This is a genomic window from Paraburkholderia sp. RCC_158 (assembly GCF_041355255.1).
In the GTDB taxonomy this organism is placed as follows: domain Bacteria; phylum Pseudomonadota; class Gammaproteobacteria; order Burkholderiales; family Burkholderiaceae; genus Paraburkholderia; species Paraburkholderia graminis.
The window spans coordinates 355733-372310 of sequence record NZ_JBFUPM010000004.1; the positions used below are offsets into that span (position 1 = coordinate 355733).

Sequence of the window (16578 nt, forward strand, 5' to 3'; positions counted from 1 at the left end):
CTCGCAGCTAGCGGTACGCCCAGCATCGCGCCGAGAATTTGAACGCAGCCTTTGAAGGACCGCGGTCAGCGCGCAGAACAAGCGTGGCCATTGCGGCCATGAAGCCTCGCCGCCACTTAAACCCCGCAGCGCTCCGCTCGTCTGGACTGCTTACGCGGCCTTCGCGAGATGTTCCGCGCGGGCAATGACGTCGAAAATCACCGCCTTCGTTCCATGCTTGGCACAAAATGCCTTAATGGCAGCCTGCGCTTTCTCATACTGTGTAGCGGCTCTCCCATGGTCGGCTTCGGATGACTTATAGTCAAAGTCTTTTCTGAGAAGCTCCTCGGCCAACTTGATTACCGGCTCGTTGAGCGTCGCATCGCCTTTTTCGTAGATAGCCTCGGCAAGTTGTTGGCCCAACTCGGGATGCGCGCGGAGCGCCTTAATGGCCAAATTCACGAAGCGCCGAGCGGAATGCACCGAAAGCGCCGGTGCCGAAGGGTCACGTGCCGCGTTCCAATCAGTCATTAGAAGCTTTTCCGCAACAACTCGAAGCTTCCAAAACTTTACCCGTACGAATTTCGGCGATGCTGGGATTGCCCGACTGAATGCTACTGATAAGCTTGCTATGCCACGATTTCAGAACTTCGCTAGGCGACTTCGGGCCTGGCGCGAGGTAACCGGTGCTCACACGCACATCATCGTAAAACACTCCGGTTAGCGTCTGCTCGGTAGTCGGGTCGAAGAACCACCTGGTAGCCGGCTCGATTTGAGCTTCGAATTCGTCGATATTCACTCTCGCCCCTAATTGTGATAGGTGCTTATTTTAACCGGAGCTCACTGGATTGCGAACGAAGAGAAGGACGGAGAGGCAATCATGGAAAATTGCTATAAACCCGGGCCGGGCAACAGAAAAAAAGGCGGCTGAGAGACCAAAACTTTCGAGGATGCCCTTCCGTACTTGCAGGCAACATGGCCTTCGAAGATGCGGCCTTTTGCATTGTCGATTTCTTCGCCGCCATCCTCTTGGCCGCAACCGGTACGCTCTTGCTCACGACAGCGTTCGGTTTAGCACCCGCCGTCCTGACCGCACTCTTCTCGAAGTGACCTTCTCCTCGGACCGCCGACTTTTCGCTGCAAGCTTCTTCGCTGCTAGGGCCTTCTTCACAGACGCTTTCCATGGAGTCGGGACCGTCTCGAAGCACGCTTTAGTCAGATGCGCGGCCTCTTCTAGTGTGAACCGACCGAACCGGGTGCCAATCTGCCAGTCGGTCGTTTGCAGTATTCTCATTGTTTATGCCTTCTGCATTTTTGTCGGAGTCTGTCGTCTGATTCTGCCCCGCTCACGTGACGGCTTCAGAAGATACCGACCTGACGCCCTCGACTATTCCTGAACAGGGGATGTTTTGTGCCCCTCTCCGCTCCCGATGCCCCTTAACAACATGAACGCAGGAAGGCGGCCATGAAAACAGCCACCCGAAATGGGTGGCTTTAGCTCTCTGTGCCGGCCGTCCTTCAAACCACCACCCGGGCGCTGGCGGGCAACTCCCTGCTCGCGATGCGGCCGGAGTAATGCACGAGGGCGCACAGCGTGTTGACGAGTGCCATCTGCTCCGGCGTCGAACATGGCACGGTGAGCAGGTCGGGACAAGCGACCAGGATAGCAAGCGCCTTCGCCCGAGAGATTCCGACATTCAGGCGATTCTTGCTGAACAGGAACTCGATATCGCGCGGTAGGTAGTCCGCGTTGGACGTCGCCATCGACATGATGACGACGTGCGCTTCCTGTCCCTGGAACTTGTCGACGGTGCCGACGCGAGCGCCGGCCGGCAGTGCGCGTTTGAGCTCATTGACCTGCACGTTGTACGGCGCCACGACCAGGATATCGTCAAGCGTCATCGGAACCATCTGTCCGCCGTCGTCGCGCGTGCCTTGAAGAAGCTCGTTCACCAGACTCACGACCTTCTGCACTTCTTCCTTGCTCGATTGTGCGTTTCCGTCATGCGGAACGGGAATGAAGCGAATGCCTGTCATCGGCGCGGCGCTCCGCCCTTCAAACGGTGCATTCACGACACGAGCGGAGGTGCCAGGCGCTGGCTCTAGGCGACTGTCGTATACGGCGTCCGAGATGAATTCGCAGACGTTGGGGTGCATGCGGTAGCTTGCCTTAAGGAAGATGCCCTTGTCCGCCGGGATGGTCGCGATGCCGTCGAGCAGGTAATCAAGTGAAGACTCTCCGGAACGGCCCGGGTGCATGCCTTTGCTCGGCTGCGCGAGCTGCATCTGGTCGCCGAGCAGCACGATGTTCTTCGTGCACATACCGACGGCCGCGAGGTTCGCGAGCGCCATCTGCCCTGCTTCGTCGACAAACAGGTAGTCAAGCTGGTCGTGCATTTCTTCCTTGACGAAAAGCCAAGACGTACCGGCGACCAAATCCGCCTCGCCGTAGAAAACGTCCTCGTCGTCGCCCACATCGACAATGATGGAGCCGCACAGTTCCGATTCGCCGCCGCTGGACTTCTTCACACCTGAAAACACGAACTTCTCGTCATGCGCGCGCTTTTCCACCGCCTGAAGCAGATTGTTGATGGCGTGATGGCTGTTGGACGTGACGCCTACGCGCTTGCCCTGCTTCAGCAACTCGAGGATGACATGCGAGCCCGTGAACGTCTTGCCTGCGCCCGGCGGCCCCTGGATGAACAAGCACGTTTCGTCCATACCCTTGACGATATCAACCACCTGCGGAAGCAGGTCGGCATTCTCGTTAATTAGCGCGGACCCGGGGACGACTTCCTTAATTCGCGGCGTTTCCCGACGCAGCAGCGCATGCACAGCCTTGTAGCTCTTTACGCCGTTACGGAACTCAGTCGCGAAGCGAACCAGCGCGGCGCGATGGTACTTGGTCTCAACAGGCCCGGTCGGTCCGATGGACAATCTGTCGCCCGGCTCCGCCGTCGCGGTGAACGAAACGCTCAGGTTATCCATGTCGACCTGGAGGTTGGACAACCCTTTGCCCGTGAGTACATCCATGCAGCGAGAATCACTGCGCAGCTTGGTTTCCTGCGGCGGCGCGTTATAAAAGTAGCGCTTGGAGCGTTTCACCGCTTCCGGCTTGCGCGTGATATCCCGCGTCAAGCCTCCGAGGCATTCTGCATCCTCGGTGAGCTCAATGTCCGACATTTCTTTGCGGGCAAACACCGCCCACCACTCCGGCTTAGCTTCTCGCTGGTGAAACAAGACCATCCGCGCGATGAGCGCGCGGTACTCATGCTCGGGCGTCCAGTCAAATTCATCAGGAGGCAGCGTACTCAGAAGCGACTCGACGAGCAGCTGAGCCTGGAGAATTTCTTCTTTGACGGCAGCTGCCGCCGCGGCTGCACCTCCGTTCGGGTCGCGGCGATTCGACCATTGAAGCGGCGTCGGCCGAAGTGAAAGTAACCACTGGAGCAGCTTGTACGTCGACACGACGTCGTCTTGGTTGTAATCCGAAATGTCCTGCAACAGCTTGTCTGCGTCAGCTCTCTTCTCGGGGTCCTCGCGCAGCGCCTTCCAACGCTCGTAAAACACGATGCTCGCGCCGGCGTTGGTGACGTCGCCCGCACGGGCGCCGCGGTAGAACCGCTCCACGTACTTGATAGAGTAGCTCGACTCGGAAACGCGCAACGCCTCGCGCACGACTGCGTACAGGTCGATGAGCTTGCCCTGACGGAGAAGATTGTCCACGGACGATTCGCGCGTGCCGTGCACCGACATCAGCTTTTTGAGTGCGGTCGGCTCATACGGCGCGTAATGATAAATGTGCGCGTCCGGGTACTTCTTCAGGCGCTCCTCGACGTAGTCCATGAACGCTTCGAACGCGAGCTTCTCTTCGGCTCGGTTGTGCGCCCAGAAAGAAACGAACTCGCCCTCCGGCTCGTCGACTTCCCAGACCCCGAACAGATACTCAAGGCCGCCGCTCTCCAACGGATTGCCTTCCATGTCGAAAAACATATCGCCAGGGCTCGGTTCCGGCAGACGTTCGAATCCGCGAAGTCGCGTGTCTTCCTTGGCTTTCGGGATAAGAATGACTTTCCGCTGTCCGGTTTCGCGGAAGTGCCGCTGGAGTTCTGCTTGCGAGCGCAAACGCGCGAGCGTCTCGTCCGCGATTTTGGGGACAGACGTAACGGACGGCATAGTTGCAAGCGCTGCGAGCGTCGGCACGCCTGCACTGACAAGCTTGCGCACTTGCACGCGCGTGATGCCCGCGACTTGCGACAGGTGGTCGTCGTCGACACGGCGTTTATCGCAGAGCTCGCTCCAGTGACACTGCGAGCACTTGTCGCACGGGTCAGGATACGTCTCGACCTCGGCAGCGGTCACGCTCGCAGCCTCGTCAATCGTCACGCGCGCGAGGAAGCGCGACAGCGCCATGTCGAAATAGTGGCGATACTCGGCGCAGCGGTAGGTCGTCGTCTTGTTCGAGCCGAGGACGACTGCCATGTGCTCCGGGTAGACGCCTTGCGCCTTGGCGAGCAGGTGCGAGTAAAAGGAAAGCTGCGTGATGAACTTGCCGCGCGACGAAAGCGCGAGCTTAGTGTCGACGGCTTCGTAGCTGAAGGCCCCAAGGTCGGACGGCGTCGCAACCTTTACCAGAAAATCTGCGTAGCCGAGAAGATTCGAGTCGAGGAAGGCGGCCTGGTAGATGACGTCGTAGCCGGCGCGCATCGCCTTAAGCGTCGCGTCCACGCGAGCCTGGATGTCTTTGCCTGCGACCGCGTTGATGTCGATGATGGACTTGCCGGATGCGGTCAGGTCAGCGAGATAAGCTTTCTCGTGTATGAGTCCCCGTTCTTGCACGAGCGCGAGCTGGTCGTCCTTCGGACTGCGCTCAAGCGGCGTATCCATATCGATAAGCGCCAGCGTTGTGCTGTGCTCGCATTCCAGGAAGGACACGAGGTCCGACGCCGAATAGATTCTCACACCGTCAACATGCAGCATCTCTTCTCCTTGTTCTCCGCAGCCTGCTCATGATACGGCCATAAGAGACAGAATATGTCTCCTATTGGCGGTATCGTGGCGCCGTTGGATTGCGGTCAGCCATATTTGACGACCAGATGGTGGGGAACCTGGGGCAAAAAGCGCCCGGCCCTTCAGAAATCCGATAAGTGTGCCGTTATTAACGCGCAGCGCCCGGCTTGCCGAGGCATTCACATCAATTGATATTGAGCGAGGCAGACCCCTTGAGTACGCCCAACACCAATCCGACGGAGCATTCCCTTGTCCTTCGCGGCTATCAAAGCTCCATTGACACGTGCCGCCAGCAATTTCGAATCGTCAACAACGAGAATACGAAGTGGGGTGCCACACCCGGCGCGTTCAGGGGAAACCAGAGCGGACCAGAAGGTTACCCGCGCACGGGCTACGAGATTTACAACGCCTGGGCAGAGGCGGAGCTGAAAAAACTCATCGTCCTTAAACGGGACGGCAAGCTCAGCGGGATGGTGACTTCGCCACAATCCTTCGATGAGTGGCATAAGAACATGCTGGCTTCCCTGCATGAAGCATGGGCGGCTCAGGCGCATCGCGAGTTTCCACTAAAGCGTCGGCAATCGCACAAGCTCGTCAACCTGTTCATCAAATGGCTCCGCATCAAGCCAATCCCGCAGGAATTCCGGAATGCTATCGAGCAGTGGGGGCACACCACGCTTAGCAAACCAACGATGAATCGCATTGGCGGACTGCTGCAGGACGATACGCTCGCCTTCCCACCGGAGGAGCAGTTCGACGACTGGTACCGGATGACCCAACAGCGCCTGCGCGAATTTACACAGGAGAACGGTGGCTCGCCCATGCTGGTCGATATTTACTGTCGTTGGGAGTCTCTCGGTGACCCAGACGAAGACTGAAGTTATTGAGTGATTGAGCGCTGAGCCGAAGTCGCTGCGCAACGCAGTCTGCCGCAACTTATCGCAAGCTCACTGCACGGTATCAGTAACGTCTTCACCACCAGAACAGAGCTATGACTGCATTTCTTTTCGATGAGAAGGCGAGCGGCGTCCTCGCACCGTTCGAGCGCGTTTCGCTGTCGGCGACCACAGGACATAGCGAGCGTTGGCTACAGGAGCGACTCTATGAGTTGCCGCAACTGCTGCCGATGACGGAAATGTTCGGCTACGGCGAGAGTTTCGTGCCGCTTTGTCGCGAACTGCGTCTGCGCTACAGCGCGTCGAACGTCTTTCTGGACCTGCTCGGGGTTTCGGCGAGCGGCAGGCTCGTTCTGGTCGAGTGCAAGCTATGGCGCAACCCGGAAGCGCGACGGGAGGTTGTTGCTCAGCTGTTCGAGTATGCGACCATCCTCGCCGGCCTGACTTATTCCGACCTCGAGGCACAGCTCAAGAAGTCGCGAGGGCTGACTGGCGAGAATCCGATTTTTGCCGCGGCCAAAGCCGTGCATCCGGACCTAGAGGAAGCGCCATTCGTCGACGCGGTGAACCAATCTCTTACGGGTGGCGACTTCCTGCTCGCCATCGCCGGCGACGGCATCCGGAGTGACCTTCACGCTCTGCGGCGCCTGCTAGCCAGCCAGGGCGGATTGCTGTCGCGGCTTGCCTTTGTCGAAATCCGCACGTTCCGGGATGACGCCGGCCGCACGTTGCTCATTCCGGCAGTGTCGGTTCAGACGGAATTGGTGAGACGAGAAGTCCTCGTGCGGGGCGATGGAAGCGCCGTCGAACGCCTGCCGCAATTGGGACCCGTCCGCGCGGACGAAGCTGGAGGTCGTGCGGACTCGACCAGCTCGAGCCGCAACGAGAATCGCGCGTTCTGGGACAGGTTCATCGCGCAAGCCACGTTCGACCATCCTGACCAGCCGCCACCACGGCATGGCGGCAACAATTGGGTTCAGCTTGCCTTGCCCGGACCGGTAGTCGGCCTGACTGCTTATCGCGCCCTGCCGACGACAGCCGGGTTCTCAGTCACCTTCAAAGGAGCCCGAGGGCGAGAGGCACTCCAGACGCTGCTGGACGACCAAGCGGCGCTCGAGCAGGAAATCGGCGAGCCGGTGCGGTTCGACATTGCCGCTGATGCTGACCCGAAGGCAGGAACGATGGTCGTCGACTTCAAGCCGCCGGAAGAATCCGTGCAGCACGACGAGGCACAGATGGCTTGGCTGTTGCGGACTGCAAATGCACTTGTGAACACCCTCCGCCCGAGGTTTGCAAGCTTCGAAAGCTGAAAGTTAAACCATGGGAGACCGAGAATGCCGATGCTTATCAAGCACATCGACGCGATTGCCCGCGAGAAGCAACGCGATGTCCTTTACCTGTCGTTTCCACCGGCTGAAAAGCGGGAGAGCCGAACACACTATGAACAGCTCGATAGCCGAAAACGGATTATCGAGTGGCTCGACGCTCATCACGTGATATGGCTCATGTGCGGCGACGTCGCAAACGAGAATGTTATGCGTTCGTACGCCGGCCAGATTTACGTTGACGTGCCGTATGACACGGAAGACCCGACGTATCACTCTCTCCAAGAGTTACTCGAACACTCCGACGGCTCGATGCGGTTCAAGGATGTGATGTTCTGGGTCGTGTCGCTTCAACTGGCAATGAAGAACGCACATCACGATGAACCAGGCTTCTGGGAAAAGTGGGCCGAAGACTTCTGAGCCGTCGGTCCCACCCTAGCGGCTCTCTGTTCGCCGCGCCAAACGTACTCTGAAAAGAGTTCTTCGCCCGGACGCTGAATGCCCCGCCGCCATCCAAATCAGGGTAGTTGCGAACGAAAAAAGAGCACCGAGGCAATTATGGAGGGCAGCCGAACGTCGGAACGTCGGGCATACGCGGACGGATTGCCATGCATCTCTGATTCGAGTTACCGACTTGTCCGGCAGCAGAATGTCCCTCTGATTATAGGCTCGCGCGGCCGAGGAGCCAACCGCGGCTCCTCGATTCTAGTCAGCGTTCTGCCCTGCATCCTTGTCTTGCCACAGTTGCGCGTCGCCGGCATACGCTCGTTGGGACGCGAAACGTCCCAATCGTGACGGACGATTCAGATGTAGCTGCAACGAAGCAGTTAAAGAATTTCATTAGCTTCGCCGATACTTTCGTTGAAAAGTCCACGGCGTCGGGACGACAGAAACATCCAGCGCCCAGACTGCGAACCTTATCTGCTACCGTGGAAATCATGTACGAATCCGTGCTGCAATACGTCAGGAATCGAATCGAAAAGTTGCCGGAGCAATATACCTGGTCATTCACTGAAGGGGCGCTGCCTTTCGATATCCGGTTGCCTGCGGGCTCATGGTTTGAAAAGAACCTGGCGCTGAAAAAAGCACTTCATTTGGCGTGGCAACTCGGCTCGCGCGACGCGCGCATAGCGTTATGCGACTGGTATATCTCTGTTTGGGGCGGTATCCGGCGGAACAGCGCTGAGAACATCCGCCTTTACGCTACCGGGAGCGAGGAAAATATTTTTGCGCGCGGAGTCCAGGGAATTGCGTCCTGGTCAAAGGCGCTCACCATTCGCGACCCGGGCAGGTTCGCGATTTTTGACGCTCGCACGTCGGTATCGCTGACAGCCATCCAAGTCCTGGCGAACACGCCCGACCCCGTCATATTCCCGCCATTGCCCAGCCAGAACACGCAGGTGAAGGGCGCGAGTGCGCTGGTCAGGACACTTTGCAAGACACGCGCGTTTCAACGCGTGGCGCCCTCAAGCTGCTATGCGGATTACAACAGGCTTTTGATAGACGTTGCAAAAAACGTCGGCCGGGGCATCACAAATCAGATGGTGGAGATGGTCCTGTTCGCTGATGCCGAGTTGCTGGGCGAAAAGTTGATTCGCCACTATCAATGAAATTCCCTTTACGGGCGGCCACGTTCACCAGCATAGATGCAATGGTTGCTTGCCGCAGAAAGTCGACTCTTGCCGTTCAGCGGAAGCAGGAGAGGGGCTTGCGCCCTTCGAGCGGAATCGTGGCGACGCCGCCTCGCTCCCTAGTTGCCTGCGCGCCATTGCAGAGGCCATCGCAGACCTTCGTGCCAGCGCGCGCTTATCGCAGGCAAGTATCGAATCAGGACGGTGCGACGGCACGACGTCTCGCTGTGTTGTGCGTCAATCTCCGATTTGCTTATGGGGCGAACCAGCCGATTCGATAGAGACGCCAAATGTCCCGATGCACAACGACAATACGTCATCGAAAGTCGGCGAATGCTTGGGCGACGACATCCATGCGGACGGGTTAGGACGCGCCACCGTTGCTACCTTAATGCCTGTTTTACAGGGCACACAAGAACCTGAGAGAACAGATGAACAGCAATATCAAAGAGAGGAGCGGCGTCCAGAGCCCGCATACGGCTCAGAACGTTGACGCCGCTATCGCGCATCTCGAACGCATACTGTCGTTAGAAGGCTCCCACTCATTGTTCGGCCAGACCTACTGGCGAGCCCGAGTCATGCAAGTATGCGCAACCCGCGGGCTGATGCACGGGCAGCGGACGCGGTTGCAACGACTGCTTGGCCTTCTTGCGGACGCCGCAAGCACGTCACCGCCCCAAAGCTCGAGCTACAAAAGTCCGGGACAGGATGGTTATATGGCTAGTCTGGACGGTTTGCGTCATTCCAAACAAGTAGGACAGGCGACAACGGTACGCGTGGCGACGCACCTATCACGGGCGAATGTCGCATAGGACGACCGAACGCCGCTTTGCCGCATTTCGCCGTTCGCAATTTGCCTATCGTCGGAATCATCGGATTCGATAGAGACGCCAGATGTCTCAATGCGCGGAGACAATAAGCCATCAGCACTCGGTGAGCTTTTCCGCAACGACATACAGGCGGACCTGGCCATGGACGCGCAGGCAGCGCCATTTCGCTCCCTGATTCCTGCCACGAGCCAAAAGTGCGCAAGCTGGCTTGCCGTCGTCGGAAAAAGTTGACGACCGCGCGACGCACCGACGGTCGCATGTAGCGTTTCGGAAAAACGCACCAAAGAACCTGAGAGAAACCAGATGACAACCAACCCATAAGGAACAAGGGCGGTCCAAAGTCCGTCCACAGCTCAGAACGTTGACGCCGCAATCGCTCACCTCGAGCATGTCTTATCATCAGAGGGCGCCCATTCACTGTCGGTCAGACCTACTGGCGAGTCAGGGTCATGCAGGTGCGCGCGACACCGAGTTTGATGCATACGCAACGAGCGCGCCTACAACGACTGCTGGACCTTATTGCGGACGCTGCAGGTACGTCACCGCATCAACGTCCCGGCACTAACAACGCATTTGCAGAAAGTATGCCTATGTGATGTTCGTGGTCTTCGTCCGTTCACCAGTCGGACGGCAGTAACTGTAGAGCGGATGCCGACGCCAGTCATTGGACACGCGCACCATACGAGCGCCTGTGAGCCCTCGCGAACTCGCTGCAGGTACGCAACCATTGGTCGAGGCCAGCCAAGCGGACAGTGGTCACGGGAGGCCCCGCGAAAACGGCCGCCGCTGTTTTGTTGGAGCATCTCCATGACTGATTCGCGACCTGGACGGCGTTACCTTCGGGCATCGTACAACTCCCGGGGCATTCGGCTGCATCTTGAAAAATACCGCCGTCACTGCAATGGACAGCGTGACCTGGTCAACATGAAGCGCCGGTCCGACATATCGGGTCGACTACGGCATCGGCCTGAGGCCGTTTCCGAGGAGTTCTTCCCATTACGAGAAAGTTCTTCGACGCCGAAGGCGTCCGGTGCCTACGGCGGTGCAACGCACCGCATAGAAAGACTGGCGTCGACTGAGGGTCGCGCCAATCTTCCCCTTCGCATAAGACCTTATTCTTTCTTAAGAAAGAATAGAGTGACCTTGTCAAAAACCCGGCAACTCCTTGTGATACGAGGCTCCGCCGATACCACTCCGTTCACGACATGCCCGGCTCGTTCACCAAATGCCGCGTCATTACGTGAACGCGCGACGGGTTTAAAAGGAAGCTCAAAAGGACTGCTGGTGTCGTTCGTCGTTCAGGGCTACCGGCCCAGACAAGCACGGACATTCCTCACACGCACAAGGCAGATATGTCGACGCCGATATTCGGGCTATGGTCGCCGGAGCTCTCTAGGCGTACGGCGGCCTTCCTCCCCTTGTCTGATGCGGCTTTAGCTCGTTTGACGCGTTTCGTCGGCTGCCAGTCTGTTGACCATCGCACGATTCGTACGGTGCCAGGCACCGCGCACACCGGCTTGATGGTCCAACCCTTGACGCCCCCGAGTTGCTGCAATGCGTCGCGAATTTCCTGCCGGCGCCTGCGTACGGTGGCATCGGCCACGGCATCTCCTGACCAAACGTACGCGGCGAGCGTATCCAGCTTGAATTGCATGGTACCCCCAGGCCGCATACGAACCGAGAGGCTACAATGCAATGCCCGTGCGCAGTCCGTCGTGAGTGAGAGACGCTGCCCTAGGGAGACGGGCGAAAACTGGCCGCCAAACAGTACTTCGGCGAGCCGCCAGTTCAACACGACATCAACGCCTGCGTTGTCACTGCGGCGCCAGGCTAGCAATCGCGACGAAATCTGCCTGTCTTTCTCGGCAGACATCCAGACCGTCACCTCGCATAGGCGTTCAAGCTCGCGCCGAATCTGACGGGATGCACTACCGCCGCTCGCTCCCCGTCCAAGCTTGCGGCACAACTCCGCAAAGCTCACATGGAGACTCACAACAGGAGGCCTCCGTGCTTCCTCGTTAGCGTAAAGCATGTCCTCCATCGCCGCAATGCAAGCGTCTTGCCCCTCCGCGCCAATCTGTTCTTGAGCTAGTTCGAGCAATACCAGCAGTAAGGTCTGTTCGGGAATGCCAAGCCTATCTGGACCGCGCCAACGCCACGTGAGACCGGCAAACTCATACGTGACATCGAGCTTCGGCCGTGGGCCGTTCGGCAGGGAGCAGAACACGCCAGCGGTTGCAAGCGCCGTGTCATATCGAACCAGGCGAACTTCAACGAAGGTCCCAGGTCCAGTCATCGCGCCACCCGGGATTCTTTGGGCCGCCGCACCGCGGGAGCCTTCGGCCGCGCACCGACCCACGGCATGAGCGCCCCTGTCTCGCGGACCTTGCGCAGAACGACTGGCTCTAGCGGTTCCATATAGTTCGACTTTGAGAAATCGAATCGAACAAAGTACCGGCGCTCATCCTGCGCAATCCCCAGCTTTTCGGCAAACGACTCCGAGAGTCCCGACAGATTTGCCTGCCACCGCACGCCATCGGTCAGCGCGGAAGAGCCACGAGACGCTGTCGCCTGGTCGCCGGTACCGCTTAACGTCGAGCTGCGGTTGGTATGATGAGCAAGCAGCACTGCGGCGCCGGTCTTTTTGGCAATGCGCTGGAATGCGTCGACAACCGCCGTCATATGACCGCTGTCATTCTCATCGCCATCATGGAAACGTCGCAATGGGTCGGCGATAATCAGCCGGGCATCCCGGCACTGGTCGAGTATCTGCTTGTATCCCGCGCCATCGATTGCGTCAGCGCCAATACACAACAGCCGTCCCTCTCCGCCCAACGGGTACATGAAGAGATTGTCAGTGAGGCGATTGACGATGGCCAGCCGGCTTTCACGGTCATTCGTCTGCAAACCGGCAAACAACTGCTGTGCTGCCCCGTGAAGACGGTGGTGCATCACGGGTCTCGTCTCCTCCGCGAGAAAGGTCACGACTTTGGCTGGCGTCGATGCCGGGCAATTTGTCATCGCGCCGCCCAGCACCGGCTGGCCCGCGGCAATCGCCAACGCAATTTGTGTCAGAAGCATGCTTTTGCCCGTCCCCCCGGGCGCCGCGACGACACCGACCGAACCGGCCAGCAATCCCGGCAAGACATGGTCGAGTGTAGGCGGAGGTGTGGTGAGAGTCAGGCGGATATCGAGCCGCAATTCTTCAAGCTTCATCATCGCGCACCTCCCGCGACATGTTCGGCAAGCCACGCTTCAACGTCGCACTCGCGCCAGCGCAGCAGCCGCGTGCCCGGTATGTGCAACCGCGGCGGCACCGCGATTGGGTTACGGCGGAGGTCCTTCTTGATGGTTTCGGGGCTGCGCCTGAGAAGCGCGGCCAGCTCATCGAGGTCGAGGAGTTTCATGGTTGGTCCCAAAGAAACGGTTTTCTGGGACACGGGAGGGCGTTCAGCGCCGACACGTGCCGTTACGTGCCGTGAGGCGACGTAACGGGGCGTGTAGAGTGGCGGGTTTATATTTCGCACGAACAGAAACTGTGCGGCGTCGCTCAATCTGACGTCGAGCGCCGCGCCCGAAACCACTCGCGTCGTTTCGATGCGCGCGTCTGATTGCGCAAGCAGTTCTTCTGTCTCTGTTGCGGTTGCAACGCGCCGCCGTGGGCAGCATTCGCGCCCGTGCGCACAGCGGCCTTCCTTTGTTGTCGGCGACGCCTCTTCTGCGATGGAGGCAACACGTCCGCGTCAGCCTAAAGGTTTATGGGCGAATGCCGCTAAGACATACTCGACGAACATTCAATGGAGCGCACGTGGCAACAAAATTGACCTCGAAATCGCCGGCCGAGAGGGACGCCATGGCAGAGCTGGAGAAACTGATGAAGAGGCTGCAGAAGGACAACGCGGACTCCGTGAAGGCGGCTGCGTACCTCAGTCACATCAGTACGCCTCTGCACGCACTGATGGCCGCAAGCGCGGACTTCTTCGTGGCGGCAGAGGCTCTAAGGGCGGCCGAAGCAAGCGGCGACAAGACGACAACAAAAAGCGCGAATCGTGAGGTGAATAGGCACAAGCGCAAGCTGGACAAGAGCCGGGATGAGCTGTTACAGATGGTCGAGATGTCAAAGTTTGCTTTCAAGCGCAAACCCAAAACAGCAGCAGCCTGAGGACGCGCGTCGTAAGGTGGCCTGCCGCCCCGAGCCTCGCGGGCCGATGCTGGCAGAGCGGTCGGTCAGAGCGGCGATGAAGGCATCGACGGCATCATCAAGAAAGACCGGCTGGGGTTGGATATCATTCACCTGCGGGCGAAGCGCTGGCAGAATCCGGTTGGACGCCCGCAGGTCCAAGCGTTCGTGGGCAGCCTTGTCGGCAAGGGTGCGGGCAAAGGCGTCATGCTCACCACCTCACGCTTCACCGACGACGCCAGACAGTTCGTCAAGCACCTTCAGCAAAAGGTCGTGCTCATCGACGGCGAAGAACTCACCGGCCTGATTGACTTCAACGTAGGCGTCTCGGCCACGACACAGTACGTCATGAAGAAGATAGACCTCGATTACTTTGGCGAGGAGTAACGGACCGGAACAAACGATTGGAAAAGAGAGCCCGCCAACAGGCGGGCTCTCTTTCGTTACTACTTTCAATCCGCCTGCACGGCGGCTAACGGAATGCAGCGACTGCACGGAGACGTCCGGTTGACCAATGAAAGGGGCGACGGTCGACACCAGACTGCGTATTTTCTAAGCCGCCTACTCGGCGGTTACCACCCGTGCGCTGCGTTCACAAGAAAATAGAGAGACGATTTATATTCGTGCCGATACCTTCTTCGCCTACCCAAACATCTCCCTCTGCAAGACCGTGGACGGACTGTCCTGTCCTCAATCGCAGGCCTCATCGATGCAGCGCTGGCGGCAGTTTGCGTCGGTGTCGCGCACATTGACGGAAGGCGCCACACTGTTGTGACTAGCCTTGAACGCAGCTTGCGCCTGCTGACGCGCTGCCATCGGTGTGAGATTCGCACCCGGTAAGGCGGCCGCCCTGACGGTCCAGCTGGTTCGCTTGCGTGCCATGGGGTATCTTGGAAAGGCAGAGTCCTTCCTAGCCTATCACGCTACCGCCGGGAGCTCCGGAGGGCTGGTCGGCGGCGGGAAAGCCGACTCGTCGACACTGGATGCGAGGAACTCGGCCGCGCGCCGGCGGCCCTCCGGTGTCACCTTGAACGCGAGCACATCACGCTTCTTTTCGTCCTTTTCGAGCAGGCCTGCCTGCGTCAGAAGCAGCATCGCGCAGCGCAGTCGGTCCGTCAGAATGGGCGGCTTGAACGTCGTCTGGCGTTCGAAGTTGAGTTCAAGGCCCTCCTCGCCTGGAACGAGAATGTATCGCTCCCGGGGATTGGTCGGCTCCGCTTCAGCCCGCTCGCGGGCCACCTTGAAGTGCAGATTGACGACGAAATCCCGGGCTATCATGGACAGGAACTCCTGCGCGGGTCGAGCGCCGTATCTGGTCGCCAGCTGGGCGAGCCGCTGCGGTGCAAGGCGGTCTCGGCCGTCGGCCAGCCGATAGGTTTTGTTGCCCTCCCAATTGCGCGCCTCGACCGCGCAATAGGTCAGCGCGACGAGCGCCTGATAAGCGGCTTTGCCTGCTTTGTCCATCTTCTGCTTCGAGGTAGCCCGCAGCTTGTCGAAGAGTGCTGGGAGGCTCATGAGGTCCGGAGCCGCGCCCTCGACGGCCCCGGCTTCGTACAACGTGTCGGCGCTGCCCTGCAGACCGTTCCATCGCTCAAGCCAGGCGTCCAGTGGTTCCTGCACACGTGCCCCGTCAGACGCCAGGGCAGCAACGGCATCAGCCACCTGCTGGATTCGATGCGCTCCCGAACCCATAAGGCCCCGGGTCGTGAATTCGGTCAGACGCAGGAGCGTCTCGAGAGCAAGCTTGAGATACTGCCGGACCTGGAGGCTTGCCCATACGCCGCGTGCCAGCTCAATCTCGTCGATATCGACCTTGGTGCCATCAGGAGCGAGCCCGCTGCCCATGGCATGTCGCAACATGGCCTCGGGAACGAAACCCTTGGGGGCGCCAGCATCATTCTCCGCAGCGATGATGGCTCGCAACGCAAGTGCGATGCCCTGGTGACGCCCCGTCCATTCCGCCGTGAGTTCTTTTGGCTTGGCATCGGGCGACGGGAAATACTGCCCGAGAAATGCTTCCTGCTCCTTCGGATGCGGCATATCAAGATGCAGCAGAGGATACAGTTCGGGCACGCGAGACGGCGCAATATCAAGCGCTTCCGGGTCCTCGAGCCACCTTACCAGTTGCCGCGTGCTTTCCGGGTCGTCACTCTTGGAAATCTCGTGTTCCAGATGCTCAGCAAAGGCGTCGGCGAGGCTGTGACCGGCATCGGTCAGTCTGTAGAAGCCCTTGATGTCGGTGGCGTACGCAAGGAATCCCAGGCCGGTGACGATGCTCGGCCTGTACTGGGGTGCAGTCATCAGGTAGGCGCCGCGCGCCGTGTTGACTTCCCCTGTTGCCTTCTTTTTTTCCGCCTGCGCCTTGCTAAGGATATCCTTGAGCCGCAACGTGACCGGCTCGTCACCTTCGGGCCATTCCCGGTCAGTGCCCGGCAGGCCGCTTCGTTTCGAACGGTTGCACCACACCAGAAGCAGGTCAATCTTCTCCAGAGCGCCCACGGCGAGCTCCCGTCGTTTCTCGGTCTGCTCCTCGGGCATTGCAAGGGCACGCTCGCGTGCCAACCGGACCATCCAGCACAGGGCCGAGTACACCCGGATGGAATCTGCAACGTTATTGATGCCAAAAAACATCGTCCGGTAGAGGGCCATGTTGGCGCTCTGCAGGCCGAGCGGGTCGATGATGGTCGCCGTCTTGGCGCGGGTCGTAAAGACAGGGCTGGCGTGCAT

13 protein-coding genes are annotated in these 16578 nt (G+C 59.3%); 7 read left to right on the top strand and 6 right to left on the bottom strand.

All coding sequences use genetic code 11. The features are described from left to right. Positions 1–150 precede the first annotated feature (150 nt). Positions 151–510, bottom strand: a complete 360-nt coding sequence (locus AB6809_RS11030) for a hypothetical protein (RefSeq protein WP_371026633.1) — start codon at positions 508–510, stop codon at positions 151–153. A gap of 444 nt (positions 511–954) precedes the next feature. Between AB6809_RS11030 and AB6809_RS11035 the strand changes: the two genes are divergently transcribed. Then, the gene (locus AB6809_RS11035; protein WP_371026634.1) at positions 955–1089 is read left to right on the top strand and encodes a hypothetical protein; all 135 of its coding nucleotides are present in this window, start codon (positions 955–957) and stop codon (positions 1087–1089) included. Positions 1090–1497: 408 nt separating this feature from the next. Here AB6809_RS11035 and AB6809_RS11040 read toward each other — a convergent pair whose 3' ends face one another. Next, a complete protein-coding gene (locus tag AB6809_RS11040; protein WP_371026635.1) occupies positions 1498–4959 on the bottom strand; it encodes a TM0106 family RecB-like putative nuclease in 3462 nt (1153 codons plus the stop codon). 242 nt (positions 4960–5201) lie between these two features. Here AB6809_RS11040 and AB6809_RS11045 point away from each other — a divergent pair, with 242 nt between their 5' ends. The 4 genes from AB6809_RS11045 to AB6809_RS11060 all read left to right on the top strand — a co-directional run bounded on the left by AB6809_RS11045 (position 5202) and on the right by AB6809_RS11060 (position 8820). Then, positions 5202–5867 (top strand): hypothetical protein, encoded by a 666-nt coding sequence (locus AB6809_RS11045; protein ID WP_244814164.1) that lies wholly within the window; start codon positions 5202–5204, stop codon positions 5865–5867. Between the two features lie 113 nt (positions 5868–5980). Then, positions 5981–7195 carry a hypothetical protein gene (locus AB6809_RS11050; protein WP_244814165.1) on the top strand — a complete coding sequence of 405 codons (1215 nt, stop codon included), beginning with the start codon at positions 5981–5983 and terminating at the stop codon, positions 7193–7195. A 24-nt stretch (positions 7196–7219) separates the two neighbouring features. Further along, entirely contained in the window at positions 7220–7630 is a 411-nt protein-coding gene (locus AB6809_RS11055) for a hypothetical protein (RefSeq protein ID WP_244814166.1), read from the top strand. Between the two features lie 518 nt (positions 7631–8148). Beyond that, complete coding sequence (locus AB6809_RS11060) at positions 8149–8820, top strand: hypothetical protein (RefSeq protein WP_371026636.1); 672 nt, start codon at positions 8149–8151, stop codon at positions 8818–8820. A 2184-nt stretch (positions 8821–11004) separates the two neighbouring features. Here AB6809_RS11060 and repC read toward each other — a convergent pair. Genes repC through AB6809_RS11075 form a run of 3 tightly spaced genes read right to left on the bottom strand, consistent with a single transcriptional unit; the run spans position 11005 to position 13078 of the window. Then, positions 11005–11967 (bottom strand): replication protein C, IncQ-type, encoded by a 963-nt coding sequence (gene repC / locus AB6809_RS11065; RefSeq protein WP_244814168.1) that lies wholly within the window; start codon positions 11965–11967, stop codon positions 11005–11007. Further along, a complete protein-coding gene (locus AB6809_RS11070; protein ID WP_244814169.1) occupies positions 11964–12890 on the bottom strand; it encodes a helicase RepA family protein in 927 nt (308 codons plus the stop codon). The genes repC and AB6809_RS11070 overlap by 4 nt, the downstream gene beginning before the upstream one ends. After that, a complete protein-coding gene (locus AB6809_RS11075) occupies positions 12887–13078 on the bottom strand; it encodes a hypothetical protein (protein ID WP_244814170.1) in 192 nt (63 codons plus the stop codon). Before AB6809_RS11075 ends, AB6809_RS11070 begins: the two co-directional genes overlap by 4 nt. Positions 13079–13479: 401 nt before the next feature. Between AB6809_RS11075 and AB6809_RS11080 the strand changes: the two genes are divergently transcribed. Both AB6809_RS11080 and AB6809_RS11085 read left to right on the top strand, forming a co-directional pair. After that, positions 13480–13833: a hypothetical protein gene (locus AB6809_RS11080; RefSeq protein WP_244814171.1), complete on the top strand. Its 354-nt coding sequence runs from the start codon at positions 13480–13482 to the stop codon at positions 13831–13833. Between the two features lie 21 nt (positions 13834–13854). Continuing rightward, positions 13855–14238 carry a restriction endonuclease gene (locus tag AB6809_RS11085; protein WP_255751452.1) on the top strand — a complete coding sequence of 128 codons (384 nt, stop codon included), beginning with the start codon at positions 13855–13857 and terminating at the stop codon, positions 14236–14238. 531 nt (positions 14239–14769) lie between these two features. Here AB6809_RS11085 and AB6809_RS11090 read toward each other — a convergent pair. After that, the gene (locus AB6809_RS11090) at positions 14770–16578 is read right to left on the bottom strand and encodes a hypothetical protein (protein ID WP_244814172.1); all 1809 of its coding nucleotides are present in this window, start codon (positions 16576–16578) and stop codon (positions 14770–14772) included.